Origin of the sequence: Bifidobacterium sp. ESL0745, from assembly GCF_029433335.1 — a bacterium.
In the GTDB taxonomy this organism is placed as follows: domain Bacteria; phylum Actinomycetota; class Actinomycetes; order Actinomycetales; family Bifidobacteriaceae; genus Bifidobacterium.
Window position 1 is genome coordinate 987,497 of sequence record NZ_JAQTHX010000001.1, and the last position, 20,159, is coordinate 1,007,655.

General features: G+C 55.6%; 15 protein-coding genes. 2 read left to right on the forward strand and 13 right to left on the reverse strand.

Annotated elements, in window-relative coordinates; translation table 11 throughout:
* Window positions 1–171: 171 nt before the first annotated feature.
* Both PT275_RS03825 and PT275_RS03830 read right to left on the reverse strand, forming a co-directional pair.
* A complete protein-coding gene (locus PT275_RS03825; RefSeq protein ID WP_277152491.1) occupies window positions 172–663 on the reverse strand; it encodes a GNAT family N-acetyltransferase in 492 nt (163 codons plus the stop codon).
* A 112-nt stretch (window positions 664–775) separates the two neighbouring features.
* On the reverse strand, window positions 776–4,030 hold the full coding sequence (locus PT275_RS03830) for a UPF0182 family protein (protein ID WP_277152493.1): 3,255 nt from the start codon (window positions 4,028–4,030) through the stop codon (window positions 776–778).
* A 349-nt stretch (window positions 4,031–4,379) separates the two neighbouring features.
* Here PT275_RS03830 and brnQ point away from each other — a divergent pair, with 349 nt between their 5' ends.
* Window positions 4,380–5,720, forward strand: coding sequence for a branched-chain amino acid transport system II carrier protein (gene brnQ, locus PT275_RS03835; protein WP_277153652.1), 1,341 nt, complete (start codon window positions 4,380–4,382; stop codon window positions 5,718–5,720).
* Window positions 5,721–5,827: 107 nt separating this feature from the next.
* Here brnQ and PT275_RS03840 read toward each other — a convergent pair whose 3' ends face one another.
* The 10 genes from PT275_RS03840 to PT275_RS03885 form a co-directional block, all read right to left on the reverse strand.
* Window positions 5,828–6,337: a gluconokinase gene (locus PT275_RS03840; RefSeq protein WP_277152495.1), complete on the reverse strand. Its 510-nt coding sequence runs from the start codon at window positions 6,335–6,337 to the stop codon at window positions 5,828–5,830.
* A 274-nt stretch (window positions 6,338–6,611) separates the two neighbouring features.
* Window positions 6,612–7,478 (reverse strand): carbohydrate ABC transporter permease, encoded by an 867-nt coding sequence (locus PT275_RS03845; protein WP_277152498.1) that lies wholly within the window; start codon window positions 7,476–7,478, stop codon window positions 6,612–6,614.
* Window positions 7,478–8,356 (reverse strand): sugar ABC transporter permease, encoded by an 879-nt coding sequence (locus tag PT275_RS03850; RefSeq protein ID WP_277152500.1) that lies wholly within the window; start codon window positions 8,354–8,356, stop codon window positions 7,478–7,480. The genes PT275_RS03845 and PT275_RS03850 overlap by 1 nt, the downstream gene beginning before the upstream one ends.
* A gap of 93 nt (window positions 8,357–8,449) precedes the next feature.
* On the reverse strand, window positions 8,450–9,757 hold the full coding sequence (locus PT275_RS03855; protein WP_277152502.1) for an ABC transporter substrate-binding protein: 1,308 nt from the start codon (window positions 9,755–9,757) through the stop codon (window positions 8,450–8,452).
* 471 nt (window positions 9,758–10,228) lie between these two features.
* Entirely contained in the window at window positions 10,229–10,843 is a 615-nt protein-coding gene (locus PT275_RS03860; protein WP_277152504.1) for a YesL family protein, read from the reverse strand.
* Between the two features lie 103 nt (window positions 10,844–10,946).
* Window positions 10,947–12,485 (reverse strand): sucrose phosphorylase, encoded by a 1,539-nt coding sequence (gtfA, locus tag PT275_RS03865; protein ID WP_277153653.1) that lies wholly within the window; start codon window positions 12,483–12,485, stop codon window positions 10,947–10,949.
* A gap of 376 nt (window positions 12,486–12,861) precedes the next feature.
* A complete protein-coding gene (locus PT275_RS03870; protein WP_277152506.1) occupies window positions 12,862–14,061 on the reverse strand; it encodes a LacI family DNA-binding transcriptional regulator in 1,200 nt (399 codons plus the stop codon).
* A 105-nt stretch (window positions 14,062–14,166) separates the two neighbouring features.
* Complete coding sequence (locus PT275_RS03875) at window positions 14,167–14,865, reverse strand: SDR family NAD(P)-dependent oxidoreductase (protein WP_277152508.1); 699 nt, start codon at window positions 14,863–14,865, stop codon at window positions 14,167–14,169.
* Between the two features lie 250 nt (window positions 14,866–15,115).
* Entirely contained in the window at window positions 15,116–16,399 is a 1,284-nt protein-coding gene (locus PT275_RS03880; protein ID WP_277152511.1) for a solute carrier family 23 protein, read from the reverse strand.
* Between the two features lie 175 nt (window positions 16,400–16,574).
* The gene (locus tag PT275_RS03885) at window positions 16,575–17,387 is read right to left on the reverse strand and encodes a histidine phosphatase family protein (protein ID WP_277152513.1); all 813 of its coding nucleotides are present in this window, start codon (window positions 17,385–17,387) and stop codon (window positions 16,575–16,577) included.
* Window positions 17,388–17,722: 335 nt separating this feature from the next.
* On the opposite strand from PT275_RS03885, the gene PT275_RS03890 reads away from it, so the two are divergent.
* Window positions 17,723–19,375, forward strand: a complete 1,653-nt coding sequence (locus tag PT275_RS03890) for an ABC transporter substrate-binding protein (protein WP_277152517.1) — start codon at window positions 17,723–17,725, stop codon at window positions 19,373–19,375.
* A 207-nt stretch (window positions 19,376–19,582) separates the two neighbouring features.
* Here PT275_RS03890 and PT275_RS03895 read toward each other — a convergent pair whose 3' ends face one another.
* The gene (locus PT275_RS03895; protein ID WP_277152520.1) at window positions 19,583–20,038 is read right to left on the reverse strand and encodes an Hsp20/alpha crystallin family protein; all 456 of its coding nucleotides are present in this window, start codon (window positions 20,036–20,038) and stop codon (window positions 19,583–19,585) included.
* Window positions 20,039–20,159: the final 121 nt, after the last annotated feature.

Consider the following 20,159-nt stretch of genomic DNA (forward strand, 5'->3'; position numbering starts at 1 on the left):
ATTCGGCAAGCTGCCGTCTGCATTCGCTTCATACCGTAGTCAATCTGCATTCAGGCATGACAAAACATGTCGAAACACGGCTATCCGGTACATTATGATACCGGAATCAACAGACTCGCGACTTGCGCCTTGCGTAAAAGCGCCAACTTAGCTTCAAATGTTAATTCTGATTCACAAATCCAAGTACCAATAAGACATATCCAAATAACCATGACCGTTCCAACAGGCTTGCGGAAGGAAGCCGTAACGGGTGAAACCAAAATGGTGCATCAGGGCGATGGAACCGGAGTTGCTGGCGAAAATCAGGCCGATGGCCTTGCGATTGCCAAGTTCCCTGGCTTTGGCAAGCAACCACGAGACAATCTGGGTACCGTAACCCTGATGCTGGGCGGAAGTGGCGACATAATAGCTCAGCTCCACCACCCCGTCGTAACCGATTCGTGGATGGAAACGCGACAATGAACCAAAGCCGACCACGTTGCCGGTTTCGTCTTCCATGACCACCACAGGAAAATCATGGCGAGGCTTATGCTCGGCCACCCACTCGTGCCTCTGCTCAAGGGTGCGAGGGGTGAGGTCAGCCGTCGAGCCACCCGCGATGACGGCCTCGTTGTATATATCGGTGATTGCTTGCAAATCTTCATCGGAAGCCGATCGAATCATTGTTGCCCCTGTTCAACACGTTAAGAAAACTATCTACATATAGTAACGGCGTTATATGAACACAAAACTAAATGCTATTGTTCATATAACGCCATTATCGTTGTCTACCGACTTATTGGTGTTGGTCTTCCAACTGCAGCGCGCGGTTCAGCTGGTCGTTGAGCTGCTGCTGAGCTTGGCCATAGGCCGTCCAGTCGCCCTTCTTCATGGCGGCATCAGAGTCCTTCATGGCCTGACCCGCCTTGTTCAAGGCGTCTTTGAGCTCAGGATTGTTGGAAGTCGCCCCGGACGTGCCGGTGGTCCCGTTCTTGTCATTGGCCTTGCCGGAATTGTCGCCTTGGGCAGCGGTACCGCCGGACGAATTGTCGCTGGCTGCAGCACTATTCTTGTTTTCGGCGTCGCCTGCGGACGCACCGGAATCACCGCCAAAGACCTGATCGAGCGCCTCGTCCAACGTATCGGCAAAGCCGACCTGATCGCCAAAGGCGACAAGGACCTTCTTCAGCAGCGGGAAGCTGGTAGCACCGCTCGATTTGACATAAACCGGCTCGACGTAGACCAAGCCACCGCCCAAGGGCAAGGTGAGCAGGTTGCCACGTACCACCTTCGTGGATCCGGATTCCAGAAGGTTCAGTTCCTTGGAAACGTCGGCGTTCGAGTTGAAGTTGTTCTGTGCCTGACCGGGACCCGGCACGTTGGCATCCTTGGGCAGCTCCTGCAATCGCAAGGTGCCGTAGTTCGGCCCGATCTTGCCCTTTGTGTTCCCCGCGTCGGAATCGACGGAAAGAAAACCGGTCAGGATCTCACGGGTCGAGTTCGGGTCGCCTGCGGGGATGAAGGTCGACGTCAGCGAGAAAAGCGGACGTTGGGATCCGCCGGTCTTCAACGTCAGGTAGTACGGAGGCTGGAGCACGTCATGGTTTTGGGCGTCCTTGGACTCAGTCGGGTCGACCGGTGTCTGCCAGAAATCCTCGCCTGAGAAGAACTGGCCTGGGCTGGTGACGTGGTACTTGGTCAAAAGCTGACGTTGCACCTTGAAGAGGCTTTCCGGGTAACGCAAATGGCTCATCAGCTGGCCCGAGATGTCGGAAATCGGATGATACTGCCCCGGGAAGATCTTCTGCCAGGCTTTGATGACCGGATCCTTCGTGTCCCAGGTGTAGAGATTCACCGACCCGTCATAGGCATCGACCGTGGCCTTGACTGAATTACGAATGTAGTTGGCCGGCTGGGAGTTCAAGCCTTGAATGGTGTTCGAGGAAACCGTGGTGGAATCCTGCGTGGCCACGCCCAGATCGGTGGTCTGCGAATACGGATAGGCGTTGGAGGTAGTGTAACCGTCAACGATCCACTTCACTCTGCCATCGATGACAGCAGGATAGACGCGGCCATCGAGCGTCAGATACGGGGCGACTTTGGCGACCCGGTCACGCGGGCTGCGATCGTAAAGAATCTGAGAATCGGGGGTGACACGGTCGGAGAAGAAAATCTGATCGCTGCCGAAACGGATTGCGTACAGCAAGCGGGTCAGCATATTGCCAACCTTCGGACCGCCGTTGCCTTCAAAGGTGTTGGAAGCGCCGGTGGAACCCTTCGGGTAATCGAACTCCCATGATGAGGTGCCCTTGGGCGCGCCCACAATGGAATATTCCGGCGAGTTCGGCGAGAAGTAAATACGAGGCTCATAGTGCTGGGTATCGGTGAGCTTGCCCTGGGTGGGAATGCCGGATTCAAAGAATTCCGGGTTGCCATCACTGGTCACCTTGTTGCCGTAAGCCGCCACCACGCCATAACCATGGGTATACACCGTGTGGTCATTGACCCAGTTGCGATTGTCGTTGCCGTCGAGGTTAAGCTCGCGTGCGGCGATGACCGTGTCCTGGCTCTTGCCGTCAATATCATACTTATCGACAGCCAGCGAATCGGCAAATGTGTAATACTGCTTGGACTGCTGCAGCTGCTTGAATGTGGGAGATGTGATCAGCGGATCAAGCAGACGAATCTGCGCAGTGGTTTCCGGATCGCTGGCAAGCGCACCGGACTGGCCATGAGTTGTGGCGTTGTAGCCGCCCACCTTGACCTTGTCAAGGCCGTAAGCCTGCTGGGTCGCCTTGATATTGCGGGCGATATAGGCCGATTCCATTTCCTGCTCATTGGGGCTGACCTTGAAGCGCTGCAACAGCATCGGCCAAAGCATGCCAAGCACAATGGCCACCACCACTACAGCGGCGACGGCGATCATGGGCACACGCCACGCCTTCACAGCCGCGACCACGCGCACATCCGGCGAGGCAGGCCCGTCAAAGGAATGGGAACGCATAAGCCAGATGCCGAGCAACAAGCCGAGAATCGCGGTCAGCGCGGCAAGAATGAAGGTTACCGGCACATTGGCGTGGACGGTGGTGTAATCGGCACCGGTGAAACGGTCACCGGTCTGGGTCAACGTGTTAAAGACACCGATGACCTGGCGAACCGACCAAGCAAGCATATTGAGAATGAACCAGACGCTGATCTGGCGACGCGCGTACTTGGTCATTGTCATGATGCCATGGCCATCGACCGGCATGGTGATGCGGATGCCCCCCATGGCGAAGTGCGTGACGATCGAGAAGAGCAGACCGAAGAAGAGGAGCATCCTCAGCGCGGAAAGCATGAGGTTGACACCGGGAAGGATGAAGACATAGAAGCCGTTGTCGATGCCGAATTGGGGATCGGTGACGCCGAACGGCTGAGCATGGAACATCAAGAGGACTTCGGACCAGTTTGAATTGAACTGTGCGCCGAAGATCAGGCCGACGATCAGCGAGACCACCACGGCGACGCGTCGAGCCGATTTGGAACTGACGGACTTGCCGACCTCGACAACGTCACCCTTGATGCGAATCTTGGAACCGTCGGCGGAATCCGGACGTTTGCGAATGGCCATGGTAGCAGCGAAGTAGCTGACCAGCGCCATCAAAACCGCGAATGCAACCCACAGGCCGATCTTGGTCCACAACTGTGTCCAAACCACCGATTGGAAACCGAGCTGGCCGTACCACATCAAATCGGTGACAAAATGGTCAAGACCAAACAACAGGGCCAACACGACCGCTACAACTGCAACCACACCAATGAAGACCTTCGTCCCCTTTGAGGAACCTTGTGGCTTCTTGCTCGGCCGACGGGTCAGACGCGGATTGCCGTTACGCGGCGGCCAGAAGTTGTTGCCTGAGAAACCAGAGGTGCCATGACCTGCATTGGAGTCATCATCGCCATCCGTGTGGATATGAAGGACTCTCGGATCATCGTCATCGTCTTGCTGACGGTATCGGTTAGCGCCGTTTCGCGGATCCGGGAATCCGCCAAAAAAGTCAAAAAAGGACATACCTCAATCGTAGCGAAAGGTGTCGCCCGTCACCTTTCGGCGATAAAGCACATTGAATCGAACCAGCAATCCAAATCAATTTATATATATACATATGTCTCTATTCTGACTGGAAAACACCATATAATCAGCGGTTTTTCGATGATTTATTATCACATGCCTTAAGGCTAAACCCTACGGAAACGTTCAGCCGTCCCTTGATATATAGTGAGCGTCGTCAAAGCACATCATGCCGATGACCAATCATGTTAAGAAGTATTGAGGAGCAAACATGTTGCAAAAAGCAACCCGTGACATCGCGCCACAAGCAGACGATGGAACGCAGCAGACACCGCGACAGGCGAAACCGATGAGGCTTTCGGGCAAACACCGGCTGATTACCGCGTTTACTTTCTTCTCCATGTTTTTTGGGGCCGGAAACCTCATCTTTCCGCCGCTGATGGGCGCGCAGGCGCAAACCGCGGCACTGCCGGCCACCATCGGGTTCATCGTCTCGGCCGTGGGTCTGCCGATCCTGGGCGTGCTGGCCGTGGCTTCGGCCGGCGGTTTCGAACATCTCGCCTCACGCGTCTCACCCAAGTTCGCGGCGGTTCTGGCATTCGTCATCATCATGGCCATCGGCCCCTGCTTCGCGATTCCACGCACGGCAACGACCTCATATGAAATGGCGATCGCCCCGTTTGCCGGGGAGAACAACCGATTGGCGCTGCTGCTGTACTCCATCGTCTTCTTCACATTGTCGTTCATCCTGAGCCAGCACCCGGAAAAGCTTTCGAAATCGCTGGGACGATTCATGGGACCGTTGTTGCTTGTGCTGATCGTCGTCATGTTCGTGGCCTGCATCTTCATCAGCCACGCCCCGCTCGGCAAGCCATTCGGCGAGTATGCGCACGGTTCGCTGATTTACGGATTCATCAATGGCTACCAAACCATGGACCTTCTAGCCGCCCTATATTTCGGTATCGTCATCTCCGCCAACATCTCTGAGTTCGGCGTCACCGATACCAAGGCCAACCGCCGCGAAACCGGCATCGCCGGTACCGGCGCCGGCATACTGCTTATCCTCATCTACGCCGCGCTTTCCTTCATCGGCGCGGTGAGCGGTTCCATCAAATCCGCCAATGGCAAGGACGATACCGGAGCCACCGTGCTGACCAACCTCACCACCTCGGCTTTTGGTTCCATCGGAACCGCCTTCGTCGGCCTGATCTTCGTACTTGCCTGCTTCAACGTGTGCACCGGCCTCATCTCGACCTGCGCTACGTATTTTGAAGACACTTTCCCCACCGTTTTCGGCCATACGGTAAAATACCGCGTCTGGAGCGTCGTCTTCGCCGTCTTCAGCTTCATCGTTTCCAACGCCGGTCTGAGCGCCATCATCACCGTCTCGCTGCCGGTGCTGGGAGCCCTCTACCCCATCGCCATCGTGCTGGTGCTGCTGAACCTCGTTCAAAAGCCGTTCTCGTCGAAGTTTCCGCGAGTCTATTTCTGGACCGTTCTGCTGGTAGCCTTCTTCGCCATCTTCGACTGCATCGTCAAACTGCTCGCCGTGTTCGGGCTTTCGGTTACCGTACTGAGCAACGCCTTGGCAGCCCTGCCGCTTTATGGCGCCCAGCTTACCTGGCTCATCCCCGCTGCGGCCGGTCTGGTCATCGGCGTCATCGATAGCCTGATTCGTCGCCGGAACTGAACGCATAATCAATCAGAAAAGTTATGGGCGTGTAATCCATTAACGGTCGCACGCCCACAATCATGCAAGATCCCTTTGCTGCGGCAAAAGTGCAAAAACTCAGGAATTCATCGCTTCAACCATTGCTCCACAGCATCTGCGGCGGCTGCCTCGACCTGTTCGGGCAAGGCATCGATGGAAACGTCGACCCCACCTTCGTCGGACTGCAAAGGCTCAAGATCTGCGAACTGGCTGGGAAGCAAGGAAACCGGCATGTAGTGCCCCTTGCGCTGCTTCATTCTTGAGCCGATCAGGTCTTCGCTACCTACAAGATGGATGAAAAGAACGTCGAGATCCTTACGCAGCACGTCACGATATACACGTTTCAATGCCGAGCAGGAAACGACGGTGGACACACCTTTGGCATCCTTGTCGCGCATCCATTCGTTGATGGTCTTAAGCCAGGGCCAGCGATCCTCGTCGTTGAGCGGGATGCCGTGGCTCATCTTGTCGACATTGGCCTGGGGATGAAAATCATCGCCTTCTGCCATCTCAAAACCGAATTTTTTGGCAAGGGCCTGCGCCACTGTGGTTTTCCCGCATCCCGAAACGCCCATGACGATGATATGTGTGCTCATGGCCAATCCTCCTGTTTGTCCTGCCGCCAACTGTAGAAACGGGCGGCCGACGAGTCAATGAGATGTCACTATTTGCCATGATGCCAACACCCTATCGAACCGTTTCGCTCTTGTTTCAGGAAGGTCGGTTACCTATCGGATTTTTCAATACCACAATCCACAAGCCGCCTTCGAAGCCGGTATTCAATTGTCTAGATCAGTAATTCAGATACAGGAAAGGGTCCAGCCGAAAATCGACCGGACCCTTTTCGTATAGTGCCGAGAGCAGTAAAAATCAGCCCTTGACAGCACCGGAGGTGACACCCTCGACCACATAACGCTGCAGGAAGAGGTAGAGCACCAGGATCGGCAGCATCGCAAGCAGCAAAGCCGCCATGACCAGGCCGATATCGGTGGAATACGTGCCGTAGAAGATCTGCGTAGCGATAGGAATCGTGTAGAGCTCCCTGCGCCCGAGCACCAGGGACGGCAGCAGGTAGTCGTTCCAGAACGCCATGGCCTCGATGATGGTCACCGTGGCTGTGGTGGGCTTCAAGAGCGGGAAGACGACCGTCCAGAAGGTGCGCCACTTGCTGCATCCATCAAGCTCCGAGGCTTCCTCAAGCTCAAGCGGAATGTTGGTCTTGATCGCGCCGTGGAACATGAACGTCGCCAACGACACGGAGAAGCCGGTGTGCATCAGGATCAGCGTGATACGGCTGTTGAGCACATGCAGGATGCCACCGTAGACGGAAACCAACGGGACCATGACCACCTGGAAGGGGATGACCATGGAGGCGACCATCAGCGTGAAGAAGATGGCGCTGGCCTTCCATTTCGGGTTGCGCACGAGCACATAAGCGGCCATCGCGGAGAACAGCACCGTGAGGATAGTGGCGCATACCGTGACCATCAGCGAATTGCCGAAGACGGTCCAGAAGTCCATGGCATCCATCGCATTGGGGAAGTTATCCAGCGTGAAGCCATGCTTGCCGACCAGCGAAAGCGGGTTGCTGGTAATGTCGGCCTTGGTCTTGAAGACGTTGATGATCACCAGGATGAACGGGGCCAGGAAGGCGAGCAAAAGCAGGATCAGCAGCACCCAGACAAGGGCGTGACCTACCCTCTGAAGCGGAGTAATACGTTTGGCGGATTCAGTCATCAGGCTTCCACCTCACCTTTCTTGCCGAAGTAGACCTGCAACAGGCCGATCACGGCGCACACGATGAACAGCACCAGCGCCTCGGCCTGACCCGTGCCATAGTCCTTGTAGACGAACGCCTGGTTGTAGACATGCATGGCGGCCATGACCGATGAGTTGAACGGCTCGCCGTTGGTCAGCGAAAGGTTGACGTCATAGACCATGAAGCAGCGGGTCGTGCTCAGGAAGATGCACTGCACGAACGAGGAACGCATCAGCGGGATGACCACATGGAACGTGGCCTGCGTGGTGGAGCAGCCGTCGATGAGCGCCGCCTCCTTGAGCGAATTGTCGACGCCCATGAAACCGGCCACGTAGATCAGCATCATATAGCCCGCATACTGCCACACCGACACCAGAATCAGACAGAACATGGCCCCGTTCGGCGTGGAAAGCAACGACGGTATGTCGTGATGGGTCAGGAATGTGCCGATGGCGACGAAGGCGCGGTTGAAGACGAACTTCCAGACGTAGCCCAGAACGATGCCGCCGATGAGATTGGGGATGAAGAACGCGGCGCGGAAGAAATTCTGGCCTTTGATGCCGCTGGTGACGAGGTACGCCAGCAGGAATGCGACGATATTGACCAAGATCACCGAGATGATCGAGTAGACGAACGTGCGCCCGAGCGACTGCCAGTAGGCGGTATCGGCGAACGCCTTCTTGTAGTTGGCAAGACCGACGAACGGCTTCGTCGCCGAAACGCCGTCCCAACTGGTGAATGTCAGGTAGAGGCCATAGACGAACGGGACGGCGACCACGGCGGTGAACAGAATCGCCGCCGGCCCTGCAAACATCGTGAACTGGCCCAACTTGTAGGAAAACTTGTTATGTTTCATTGTTGGCAAGACCTTTCATCTTCAAGGGCGATGACGCCCGGCCGCAAGGATTTCAGTATCCAGGCGACCGGACGCCATGCTTTTGAAGAGACGTTACTTGGCGACCGGTTGGGTGATCTTCGCACCCTTCCAATAGGTCTGAACGTCGTTGGCGAAGGTCTGGCGGTCTTCCTGGCCGGCGAGGTACTTCTGGAACTTGGCACCCACCACGGAGAGGTGGTCGTCAGGAAGGAAGCTGTAGTTGGGGATGAGCTTGCTGTCGGCCGCGTACTTCTGGACGGACTGGCCGAGAGGATCCTTGACCGGAAGCTTGTTGTTGCTGAACGGGGAGACGAGCGAGCAGTCGTTGACGATGAAGGACTGGCCCTCCTTGGAGCTGACGAGCCAGTTGAGGAAGTCCTTGGCCGCCTTGCGCTGGGCGTCGGAGGTGTTCTTCGAGGAGTCGATGAAGATGAACTTCGAGCCGCCGCCGACAAGCTTCTGGTTGCTGCCGTCCGTGGTGTCCTGGGGCACCGGCATCTCGCCGATGTTCTTGGTGTAGTCATAGGCGTTCATGACCGACCAATCCCAGTTGCCGCCGAACATGAAGGCGATCTTGCCTTCGGCGAGCTTCTGCTCGGTCACCTCGCGCTCGGCGGAGATGGCCGAGTTCTTGGCGTAGTTGTTATCCTTCAGGACATCGAACGTGTTCATCAGCGAGGTGAACTTGGCGTCCTTGTCGAGGTCGACCTTGCCATCGTGCAGATCGTTGATGAACTGGGCGGGGTCTTTCTGCTCTTCATAGACCTGGGCCATATAGTGGGCCGCGAGCGACCAGTCTTCCTTGATGACACCGGTGGGCTGTGCCATACCGCCGGCCTTGAGCTGATTGATGAGCGCCTTGAAGGAATCCAGGGTCTGATAGTCTGCGGGGTTGAAGGTCTTTCCGGTGATCTTCTTGATGGCGTCGCCGTTGTAGATCAGTCCGCGGGCTTCCACGGAAACCGGGAAGCCATAGGTCTTGCCGCCCATGGTGAGGGCGTACTTGGTGTCCTTGGTCCAGGCCTGGTCGCTCAGGTCGATGGCATGCTGCTTGCCGAGCGTGTAGACGTCCTTGTCGTCCACCATGGAGAGGGTGTACGGATCGTTGGAAGCATATTTCGTGGCCAGGTGCGAGGAGACGGTATCGGTCGAGCTGTAGACCTCAAGGTCGACGCCCTTCTCCTTCGAATACTGCTTGGCCATCTTCTCCATTTGCTTTTCAATCTCGGACTTCGAGTTGAACAGCGTGATCTTCACTCCGCTTTTGCTGGCCGAACCGCTTGACGAGCCGCAGGCGCCCAGCATGCTCAGCGACAATACCGAGGCGAGCGCTACAGCACCGACCCGCTTCCATGTATGTTTTGTTGTTCCGTTACGCATGATTACCTTCCTTGTTCCTTCCGCGGCGAACTGCACAACTTGGCAGCCCAGCCGCTACGAGGCCGATGATCCGTCAGCACTGAAGGCGCTAACATCGAACCGGTTTAGTACGAGACAAACAATGTCTCTAACCGGTTCGATAATAACGCGCTGTTTTCTACTTGTCAATTTGGAGTAAGTTTATGGTCATTTATAATAAAAACGTATAATTAACGGAGTTATAATTATTCAATTGATATAAAATTACTTTATTTTAAGATCATTATGTCGAATCAACTATGCAATCAATAAAGAATCATATAATTGTCTATCCGACCATGAACGCCGCATTGACTGTTCGATGAATAAAAAAAGATGGAGCATTTCCGGCTTGAGTCGGAAATGCTCCATCTTTCACAATTTTTCCGATTTTCAACAGCAAGGCCACCAGTTTACGATGAACCGGCAATCAATGGCAGCAAGACTTATATCTCAGACATCTAATTTTTTGAAAATCGGGTTATAGAGCCACGCGCAACAATACTGCGGCAAGGAAAAACCGAGCAACACGAACAGCGGGAACGCATAGACGACATAGCGCAACAGCACCAGCGCAAAGGCGACGAGAATAACCAGCATGGCGATCGTCCTTGGGAAAAACGCGACCGCACACCTGACGGCATTCGCAAGCTGGATTTTTGTGGGGTTGTCATAACGGGAAAGAAGAATGAAAAAATACTGCCCTATCACCGCAGCGACCACCGCAACAAGCGCCACAAGCGTTTCAATGGCGTATCTGAGGCTTGATGAAAGCCCCAAGGCGTACCTTATATCGAACACCACGATCAGCGCGACCAATAGCAACACAAGCCACACCGGCGTGGCCTGCTTCCAGTTGCGTTTGAAGGAATCGAGGAATTGGCGCCACACATAGGTTTCTTCACCTCGAACCATGTGCCAAAGCACCGAATGCATCGCCGTGAAAGCAGCGCCTGCCGTGACCACTGGCAGGCAAAAAATCAATGTGATCAGGTTGAGCACGATCAGGTCGCCCAAAATGCCCATGAAACGAAAGAACAGATTGTCCTGATTGAAAAGATTCGACACGATGTTCCTTTCGGTTCGAGGTCTGGACTTCGCCCATGACAATCCACGTGCAAAGCCCAAACCCCACTCAGACCATTATCGGTAAAGGCATTTTCAGCCCAGATCACACACTCGCAACGGGAGGATTGGACAGCAGATCCTCGGTAGCGTGCTCCCCTGCCGCGTCTCTCCAGACGAGCTTGACGACGGACTTGTCGCTGTCGGCCTGCGGGGCGCGACCCGGCGCAAAATCGAGCGTAGCCTCGCTGCCCTCGCCCTTCCACTGAAGCGAGATCAGTTTGCCGTTCTTGCCCGACTTCTCGTCGTTACGGACTTCGTAGGAGAATTTGCCATTGAACGCATCCAGCGTGTTGCGCAGGCGGCAGAGCGCATTGAGTGCCTTGACCACCGGACGCTGAAGATTTTCGTCGATTTCCTTGGTCGAGTAATAATGACGGTTGATGTCACGGCCGTTGTTGGTGCGGTGCAACAACTCCATATCGTTCTTTCCAGCCAATGCCCCGACGTAATAGACCTGCGGCACGCCTGGCAGGAAGAACTGGACGGCGCGGGCGGCCAGATAATGTTGGTCGTTGCAGCCGAGAGCCGCGTAATACGTGGAGTTGATCTGGTAAAGATCAAGGTTGCTCGCCGCCGCCCCGGTGGCGGCCTTGGCCTCGCCATGGGTGTTGCGGTCGATGGTCTCGACCAGCGCATCCACGGCCTCGTCGCTTACCAGACCCTTGAGGCTATGGTCGAGCTGGTCGCTGCCGATGTCGATGACGCCGATGCCGTCGTGCGTGTCGAGCACAGTGACCGCGTTGTTGGGCCGGATCTGCGTCCAATGCGCCAGCGATTCGACGTCGCCGGTGGAAAGTGCGTGCAGCAGCAGCGGCGGCAAGGCGAAATCGTAGACACGATCGACCTTGGAAGCGATTTCAACCTGCTTCTTGTAATAGGAATGGACCTCAATCAGCGTCTCCAATCCACGGGAGGCTGCTTCGGCCTTGATGCGGCCGATAAGGTCGAAGGTCTTCGGCGTCATGAAGCAGCTAGTATCGGCCTGCTTGGCGCCGTATCCGACGGCATCGAGACGGATGAACTTGACATGGCTTTGCGCAAGCCGGTCGAGGATCGAGGTGAGATAGCCCCAGCCCTCAGGCGAATCCGTGTTGATGTCGACCTGCTGGGGGGTGAACGTCGTCCAGACCAGACGTGTCTTGCCGCCCCAATCGTAGTGGGTGAACGGCAGACCTGGCCGAGGGCGATAAATGCCGGCGAGCTCTTCTTCGGTGGCCCCATCCGGGAACACCGAAGACATCGTCAGGAACATCCCGTAATAGGGGCTCTTTTCGCCGCGTGCCATGACATCCTGGAACTGCTTGGATTTCCACGACATGTGGTTGACGATGGTGTCGACCATGATGTCATGAGTGCGACTCAAGTCGGTGATGTCATTCCAGGTGCCAAGCCTGGGATCGACCTGCGTATGATCGATGGGGTCGAAACCGGCATCCGCTCCGTCGAAGGGAGTGAAGAACGGGAGAATATGAACGCCCGTATAGACGCCGTCAAACCGTGTGCGCAGTACCTCGGTCATCGAGGCAAGCGTACCTTCACCGAGCCTGTCGGCATATGTGATGAGCTGGACCGTGTTGTCCATGGAACCTCCCTGCTGTTTCCGTGTTGCCGTGTTCATTGCCGGCATTGTTGTCGCCTGAACGCTTCGACTTCGAGCGTTCTGTGGCGTCGGGGACATCGCACCTGCGGTGTGGCTGCCCCTTCGAGCCCAACGGCATACCGAACAATTACTAAAACCGGTTCGATACTATCACACGTTTATACGACAGGCTTGTCGAAACCGGAATTTATCTGAAAAAATGAAAACGATAGCATCTCGTTGTCCGTCTCTCTGTGGCACAAACAGCAATCAAGACCGCTCAATTACCGGGAGAGAGAAAGACTAACGGCGTTGAATTAAAACTAGCGTCCACTTGCTTTACGGCATTTTCAACCAATTAGCCGCCAATCATCCGGTTCTATCGCGTCGTTTCGGCCACACGCAAGGTGATGGGAACAACATCGCCGACATCATGCGGATACATACGCAGTTTATCCGCCGTCGTCGCATCTTGAACCGTTTTACGAAGCGTCGAGGCCGCAGCGGACCGCTTCTCGCTCTGCTTGGTTTTCTTGCTGTCCTCATCCTCGACACTTGCGTCAAGTGCGATCGAATCGAGCAGCCGCTTCACCAGCAGGTTCGCGATGCCATCGAAGTTTTGGCAAACAGCGGTCATCCTCATGCCAGCCACATTGGCCAGGTACGTCCCGTCATAGGCGATGATCTGCAGGTCGTGCGGCACGTCGATGCCGCGTCTGATGGCCTCCTGCACACATTCCGCCGCTTCAAGATCAGAGCCGACAATGGCATCGACGTCATCGAACCGGTCAAAGACCGACCGCGCCGCCTGCAACGAACTTTGCATATCCGCGACATCTCCGGCTTCCACATAATCAAACCTGACGTTATGCTTGCCAAGCTCCTCTTCAAGTCGCAGATAATAGCGAATGGTAGGGAATGTGGTGTCGGCATCGCCGCTGTCAAGACGAAAGGCGGTTGAATTCTTCGTCTTCTTGTCGCTCCCGCTTTCATCGCTTTGCCGATACCGAGCCAAATCATGGAACTGCGTCTGCGGGCCACCGATCATGACGACATGACGGGCTTTGGTCTTAAGAAGGATTTTGGCGATCTGAGCGCCACCTTCCTCATGGTCGGAGAACACAGCCGGTACACCGGGCCCCAGGTAACGGTCGAAAGCGACAACCGGCCGTTCGATGGAACTCCAATAATCAAGGTCGTGCACGGTGTGGGCGGCCATGATGATGCCGTCCATGATGTGCCGGCGCAGCATGTCAACATATTCGGCTTCACCGGTGTCCGCATCGACCGCAGAGCAGAGAAGCACCTGGTAGCCGCGCTCGGCCAGCTCGTGCTGTACCGAAGCCGTGAGACGGGCAAAGAAGGGATGGCGTATGGTGGGCACGATCATGCCAATCATGTGGGTGCTGTCGTTGTGAAAATTACGCGCAAGCTCATTGGGCACATAATCCAACGCCTTCATCGCCGCCTCGACTTTGGTGCGCATCTTTTTGGATACGTAACCGGTGTGGTTGACGACCAACGAGACCGTACTCAGCGAGACTTTCGCCTTCTTCGCGACATCGCGCATTCCGACCATTGTTCAGCTTCCATCCTTCCGCCATACTATGGCGATAATGTATCCTTGCATTTGTTTGCGGAGCCCCGAATCGTACTGGGGTTCCCACTGTCCTTGCAATCGTATTCAGACGTAATTGCGATCAATGCGGATATCCGAAACGGTGAGATTCTCCTCGTACACCAGGTTGCGAAGAATCACTGCGGCCAACTCGCCGGCATCCATGAAGGAATGCTGCTTGTCGACCGACACGTAATCGTGACTTTCCTTGTAAAAATCAGTGTCGATACCGCCGGGATAAACGCCGACGACTTTGACGCTGGAGCCTTTGTACGCCGCTTTGAGGCTTTCTGTGTACCCCTTCTCCCCCCATTTCGCGGCACAATAGACGGATTCATTGGCATTGCCACGCGTTGCGGCGGTGCTCATGACATTGGCGATCTTGAGATGTTCTTCGCCGTCGGCCTTCAGCGCCGCGACGCAGCACAGCACCATGCCTTTAAGCCCTTTAAGACACTTGTCGACATCGGCCCCGACATAGGCGGTCGGGACTTTGAAGGAAGGTTGGCCGGCATTATTGATCAAAAGATCAATATGACCGGTGGCACCAATTGACGAGAAAGCCTGGTCGATAAAAGTTTCGTCGGTGATGTCGCCCACGTAGCCCTTGTAGGAACCAGCATCAAAACGGTTGTCGAGCTCAGCCATCCGCTTGTCGTCAAAATCGATGGTATTGACCATCCATCCCTGTTCAATCAGTCCGCGGACCAACTCAAAACCAAGTCCTGCCGCCCCGCCGGTGACCACTGCGATTTTCTTGCCCATACTCGGAGTCCCTTCGCCTGTGACAAGTTACTTATACGAAGTGTATGGGTTGGTTACGACTCCATCAAACTGTTCGATATTACAACTCTGATTTTCAAACACGAATTGCGCACTTTCCCGGACCTATAAAATAAAATACATTTCGATAATCGATGTTGCCTGACGAAAAGAAAAACCGGGTGACGAATTGTCATCACCCGGCACACATCGCCAATATCGTTTTATGGCGATTTTGGCTCAAATCAAACGCTCAGTCGTCTTCATCCTTGGGGATGGCACCGGTGGCGTGGCCGATGGCACGCAGACCATGGTACATCACGAGCACCGCGACGGTGCCGATGGCGATGCCGTTGAACTTGACACCGGAGATGGCGAAGCCGAAATCAGCGATGCCGATGATCATCGTCACGGCGGCGGTCATGTTGTTCAGGGGCTTGCCGAAATCGACGTGGTTGTCGACCCAGATGCGCACGCCGACCATGCCGATCATGCCGTAAAGCAGGGTGGTCACGCCGCCGAGCACGCCGGCGGGAATCGTGTTGATGATGGCTCCGAACTTCGGGCACAGGCTCAAGATCAGCGCGAAGGCGGCGGCGCACCAGTAGGCGGCGGTTGAGTAGACGCGGGTGGCAGCCATCACGCCGATGTTCTCGCCGTAGGTGGTGGTGCCGGAGCCGCCGCCGAAGCCGGCGATGGTGGTCCCCAGGCCGTCGGCGAAGAGGGCGGTGCCGATGTGGTCGTCATAGTTGCGGCCGGTCATCTGCGCGACGGACTTGACATGACCGACGTTCTCGGCAATCAGGACCATGACCACCGGGATGAACATGGGCAGCACGGAGAAGTCGACCTGCGGCAGATGGAAATGCGGGAAGCCGATCCATGCGGCCCTGCCCACGGCGGCGAAATCGACCTGACCGCGGAAGCAGGCGTAGGCGTAGCCGACCAGCACACCGAGCAGAATGTTGAGGCGGCCGAGCAGGCCTTTGAAGAGGACCGCGATCAACAGAACGGCGACCAGCGTAACCGCAGCGGTATCGGGGGCCTTCTGGAAGTTGTTCCACACCGATGGGGCGAGGTTGAAACCGATGATGGCGACGATGGCACCGTTGACCACCGGCGGCATGATGATGTCAATCCATTTCGCGCCGGCGAAGTGGACGAGGATGCCGATGAGTGCCAGCAGCATGCCGGTGACCATGATGCCGAAGCTGGCCACCGCTATGCCCTTATGCGCAGTGGTGACCGCGACGATCGGGGCTATAAAACCAAATGAGCTACCCAAATAACTGGGGAGCTCATTTTTATTGATCAACAGGAACAACGCCGTCGACATCGCCGTGAAGAACAATGTCGTGGACGGATCGAAGCCCGTCAGAATCGGAACGAGGAACGTCGCGCCGAACATCGCGATCACGTGCTGAGCACCAATGCCCGCCGTACGGCCCCACGTCATGCGTTCGTCGGGGTCGACCACCTCTCCGGGGTTCAACGTCTTGCCGTCACCATGCAGTTTCCAGGTGAACATGTTGCTCATCCTTGACTCTCCTTTTGGGCATACTTTGGCCACTACTAGAAAATAGGGGATTCACCGCGCGGCCTTGCTTTTACTTTGCTTTCGTCGTGCGCCTTGGGACATTTTAGCGGCCCCTTTGACATTGGCGTGTCGGACATCGTATATCCCAGCCCCAAACACGTCAGTAAAATTAACATCACAGATGCGGGGTGACGGACTGGACCACGTCTACCAGGTCACCGTTGGAGAGCAGGGGGCGCTGGAACTCGCGCCACGGGTCGACCTTCACCGTCCAACGGCCGGTGTCTTTGTCGTAGACGGGACGGGCGGTCTGCTCGTAGCGGATGCGCTCGTCGGTACGGCCGGTGTTGGGGTCGCGGCGCGAATAGTGCAGGCAGGTGCAGTTGGTGATCTTCCAGTTGTCGCTGTCGGCGCGGCGCAGGAATTCCTCGTCGGAAAGGTCCTCAAGCGTCAGCATCAGCGAAAGCATGAAATCGCCGTGGGTGACCGCGATGACGGATTGAGCTTCGGCGCGACGGTTCAGTGACGTCAGCAGGTTATGGGCGCGGTTCTCGGCAACGTCGGCAATGGATTCTCCGGCCGGCGGACGCCAGTAGAGCGGGTCGGTTTTCTTGAACATCCAGTTGCGCTCGTAGTTGTTCTTGAACATGTCCTGGGTCACCGTGCTAATCTCACCCCACGAACGTTCACGCAAGACGCGGGTCTCCTCCCATTTGGCCTTGGGCAGCGCCATGGTCGCCGCAGTCTCACGCGTGCGTACGTAGGGCGAAACCAAATAGCGATCAAACAGCTGCTGCTGCTCGACCAACCAGCGGCCGATGCAATAGGCCTGCTTGCGCCCTGTCGCTGTCAGTCTCCACGAGCGATCGGGAACCGTGACGTTATCCTGTGTAAAAAGCGAATTGTCGCCGTGCTCCCCCGCCTTGACGATGACGTTCGCCTCCGACTCCCCATGTCGGATCACATACAAATCCAATGGCATACCCATAAACGCTTACCTCTGCTTTCTCACACACTCTTCATCAACAAATACTGTTATCAATCATAAACCCATAGTAAATGGCCACACGAAAACATAGGCCATTGCCGATCATTTACACCGCAGAAAAAACTACGATACTTTTCAAAATGTACGATTCAACCCCAAACGTGAGTTACACTACTTATGAAGCCTTGATAAAAGGCCATAAACAACGCCGCTAATCTCACGTTCATCTATCCGCTGAAGATACCTTTTAAAGCCTCGTACAGCAACAACGAAGTCGTTAAAGTTGAGAGAACACAACTTAGTACTAAAAATCCAAGAGAGAAAAGGTCGTCTACATGTCCACTAGAAAAACCCTCAAAACCGCCATCGCAGGCTTGGCACTGATTCTCAGTGCGTCCATGGCTTTGGCCGGTTGCGGCGGATCGACCGGTGGCGCAAAACAGACCGGGGCCTCATCCGAATCAGGCCAGCCGGTCGTGGTCAACAACGTCGAACCCGCAGTAGGCCTCGTCCCCTCCAATACCGATGACACCGCCGGTTGGAAAGTCGTCACCCAACTGTTCGAGGGCCTGGTGACTTTCGGCAAGGACGGAAAAGCGGTCAACGCCGGAGCGCAATCGATCACGCCCAACGACGACGCCTCCCAATACACCATCACTTTGAAGCCGGGACTCACCTTCTCCACCGGCGAGCGTATCACCGCCGAAACCTATGCCAAATCTTGGTCATTCGCTGCGAACGCCGCCAACGGCATGATGGGCGCCTCCATCTTCTCCACCATCGCCGGCTACGATGCGCTGCAGAACGAAAAAGGCGACCCCAAGGCCCAGCTTTCCGGCCTTCACGCCGTCGATGACAATACGCTCAAGGTTGATATCAATGGACACGATTCCTCATTCGGCTACAAAGTCGGCGATGTAGCGTTCCTGCCGATGCCTTCTAACGCATACGCCGACATCAAGGCTTTCGGAGAACATCCAATCGGCAACGGCCCTTACAAACTCGCGTCCTGGACCCATGACCGCGAGATACGACTTGTGCCAAATAAGTCATACAACGGACCGCGGAAACCAGCCAACAAGGGCCTTATCTTCAAGCTTTATACAAACGTCGATTCGGCATATTCGGATCTGGAAGGCGGCAATCTCGATGTACTCGACGCCATTCCCAACTCCGCGCTGACCACGTTTAGAAACGACAAGGACATCACCCCCTACGTCAAGCCTGGCCCGGCCTTCAAATCATTTACCATTCCTCAGAACCTCAAGCATTTCACCGGCGAGGAAGGCCGTCTGCGCCGCGAGGCGATTTCGCTTTCCATCGATCGCAAAGACATCACGACCAAGGTGCTGCATGGCACCGCCACGGTAGCCACGGACTTCACCGCACCGACTATCGCCGGCCACAGTGCCAAACTCGCCGGAGGCGACGCCATCGGCTACAACCAGAAAGAAGCACAGGAACTTTGGAAGAAGGCCGATACCATCGCCCCCTTTGATGGACAGTTCCGCCTGGCTTACAGCGCCGACAGCGGCTTCAAGCCATGGGTAGAGGCCATCATCAATTCCATCAAGAACACGCTGGAAATCGATGCAGCTCCTTATGCACTACCCACCCAGAAGGAATTCAGCGGTGCCGTGCACAACAGGACCATCAACGCCGCCTTCGTGCAAGGGCTTCAGTCGGATTATCCCCACCCGGAAGGCTACCTCGTGCAAGCCTACGATTCTTCGGCAGCCGACGGCAAGGGGCTCAACAACGGCGATTACAAGAGCAAGGAATTTGATGGCCTGATTGACAAAGCCGCGGCGCAACCTGAATTGTCGGACTCGATTACGACCTATCAGCAGGCCGAAGAGACGCTGCTGCACGATCTGCCGGTGATACCACTCTGGTATGCAAACGTCGCCGCCGGCAGTTCGAAAAACGTCGAACACGTCGATTTCAACTATATGGGACTTCCTGAATACGAGAAAATTACCAAGTGATACATATTAATTTAAGAATAAATAAAGAATGTTTGGGTCTGTAAATAAATTCATATCGGCCCAAACGTCAAAATGCCGCCGTGCCAAGCAGAACTTCGAGAAAAACTATTCTTTCTATCCTGCCGGCACGACGGCATCGGCATTCCGCCGGACGCTGGTTTCAAACGGATATCAATCCGTATATCCCCACTGTCCGCAATCGGTCAATCAGCCTTCAATGGCGATCTGATGCTTCGGTTCGACCTTCGGCAGCGGCTGCGGCTTTGCAATTTCAAGGCTGAGCGTGCCATCCTTGTAGCTGGCATGCACGTCAGGTTCCTTGACATCGTCGCCGACGTAGAAGCTACGCGAGCAGGTGCCGGCGTAACGTTCGCGACGAAGCCACTTGCCCTCATCGTTCTTCTCGTCATGATGCTCATCGCGCTTGGCGGAGACGGTCAGATAGCCGTCATGCAGTTCAAGGGAGATATCGTCCTTCTTGAAGCCAGGCATATCGATGGAGACATCATAGCCCTTGTCGGTCTCACGAACATCGGTCTTCATCATGTTGGCCGAAGAAATCGGATTGCCCATGCGGCTGCTCGAATCTCCCCAACCGGCGAAGAACGGATCGTCGAACATATCAGAGAACGCATCATGCATCAAAGCCGGAAACATAGCCATAATCAATACTCCTAAGTATCTGAGGCAAGCCGTGACGCCCACGGCCGGAAGCCGAACCGGCCGAGTGACGAGACGCTCCGGAACCTTACGACTCCAAGTCTTTATCTTGTCACTATGTCCA

Coding starts and splice junctions, on each gene's coding strand:
- PT275_RS03825 (WP_277152491.1), bottom strand. CDS start 663: ATGATTCGATCGGCTTCCGATGAAGATTTGCAAGCAATCACCGATATA.
- PT275_RS03830 (WP_277152493.1), bottom strand. CDS start 4,030: ATGTCCTTTTTTGACTTTTTTGGCGGATTCCCGGATCCGCGAAACGGC.
- brnQ (WP_277153652.1), top strand. CDS start 4,380: ATGAGGCTTTCGGGCAAACACCGGCTGATTACCGCGTTTACTTTCTTC.
- PT275_RS03840 (WP_277152495.1), bottom strand. CDS start 6,337: ATGAGCACACATATCATCGTCATGGGCGTTTCGGGATGCGGGAAAACC.
- PT275_RS03845 (WP_277152498.1), bottom strand. CDS start 7,478: ATGACTGAATCCGCCAAACGTATTACTCCGCTTCAGAGGGTAGGTCAC.
- PT275_RS03850 (WP_277152500.1), bottom strand. CDS start 8,356: ATGAAACATAACAAGTTTTCCTACAAGTTGGGCCAGTTCACGATGTTT.
- PT275_RS03855 (WP_277152502.1), bottom strand. CDS start 9,757: ATGCGTAACGGAACAACAAAACATACATGGAAGCGGGTCGGTGCTGTA.
- gtfA (WP_277153653.1), bottom strand. CDS start 12,485: ATGGACAACACGGTCCAGCTCATCACATATGCCGACAGGCTCGGTGAA.
- PT275_RS03870 (WP_277152506.1), bottom strand. CDS start 14,061: ATGGTCGGAATGCGCGATGTCGCGAAGAAGGCGAAAGTCTCGCTGAGT.
- PT275_RS03875 (WP_277152508.1), bottom strand. CDS start 14,865: ATGGGCAAGAAAATCGCAGTGGTCACCGGCGGGGCGGCAGGACTTGGT.
- PT275_RS03880 (WP_277152511.1), bottom strand. CDS start 16,399: ATGAGCAACATGTTCACCTGGAAACTGCATGGTGACGGCAAGACGTTG.
- PT275_RS03885 (WP_277152513.1), bottom strand. CDS start 17,387: ATGGGTATGCCATTGGATTTGTATGTGATCCGACATGGGGAGTCGGAG.
- PT275_RS03890 (WP_277152517.1), top strand. CDS start 17,723: ATGTCCACTAGAAAAACCCTCAAAACCGCCATCGCAGGCTTGGCACTG.
- PT275_RS03895 (WP_277152520.1), bottom strand. CDS start 20,038: ATGGCTATGTTTCCGGCTTTGATGCATGATGCGTTCTCTGATATGTTC.